Origin of the sequence: Streptomyces sp. NPDC051172, from assembly GCF_040682555.1 — a bacterium.
Classification (GTDB): Bacteria; Actinomycetota; Actinomycetes; order Streptomycetales; family Streptomycetaceae; genus Streptomyces.
Map to the genome: position 1 here is coordinate 1 of NZ_JBFBBE010000453.1, position 1,096 is coordinate 1,096.

At 72.2% G+C, this 1,096-nt stretch carries 1 protein-coding gene; it reads right to left on the reverse strand.

Annotated elements, in window-relative coordinates:
• Positions 1-1,096: PLP-dependent aminotransferase family protein (locus AB0N07_RS51880; protein ID WP_365848080.1), on the reverse strand; the 1,096-nt coding region annotated here is incomplete at both ends.

The following is a 1,096-nucleotide window of genomic DNA, read 5'->3' on the forward strand; positions in this document are numbered from 1 at the left end:
CCCTCGACGGGGGTGAAGGCCGCCCCCGGCACGAACACCGCGCCCGCCTCGATGCCGCGGTGCATCACCTCGAGGGTGTCCACCCCGGCGGGCAGGGTGGCCCACAGGAAGAAGCCGCCCTGCGGGGTGATGAACTCGACCGCCGGGTCCCAGTGCTCACGCACCGCGTCCACGAGCGCCGCGGCCCGCTCGCGGTACAGCCCGGTCACGTGGCGGACGTGGCCCTGCCAGTCCAGCTGCGTGACGAAGGCGGTGGAGAGCATCTGCGAGTACGTGGACGCGTGGATGTAGGCCGATTCCGCGCACAGGTAGAACTCGCGCTTGAGCGCGGCCGGCACGAGCGCCCAGCCGATGCGCACGCCCGGGGAGAAGATCTTGGACATCGTGCCGAGGTGGACCACGTTGTCCCGGTGGTCAGCGGCGATCGGAGCGACGGGCTCGCCGTCGAACGCGATCTGCCCGTACGGGTTGTCCTCCACGATGAGCACGCCGTGCTTCTCGCAGATCGCGCCCACCTCGGCGCGGCGGCCCGGGGGCAGCAGGGCGCCCGACGGGTTCGCGAACGAGGGGATCGTGTAGAGGAAGGCCACGCGGCGGCCCTCCGCGGCCAGGCGGGTCAGGGTCTCGTCGAGGGCCGCAGGCACCAGGCCGTGGTCGTCGGTGCCCGTGGCCACGGCCTCGAGCTGCCAGGTGTTGAAGGTGGTCAACGCGCCCACGAACGTGGGGTCCTCCACCACGACGACGTCGCCCCGGTTCGCGAACGCCCGGCAGGCGGTGTCGATCGCGGCCTGCGAGCCGGGGGTGATGACCACGAGGTCGGGATCCGCGTCCGGGATGCCGTCGGCGGCCATGACGGTGGCTGCGGCGGCACGCATCTCCTCGGTGCCCTGGCCCGGGCCGTACTGCAGGGACTCCGTGCCGAACCGGGTCATCAGGTCGGAGGCGATCCGGCCCAGCTCGTCGAGGGGCAGGTCGGCGAGCCACGGGTTCCCACCCGCGAGCGAGACGAGGTTCGGGTCCATCGCGATGTCGAAGACGTCGCGGACCGCGGACTGCTTCACGCCGACGGCGCGCTGGGACAGGTGATCTCGGAGGT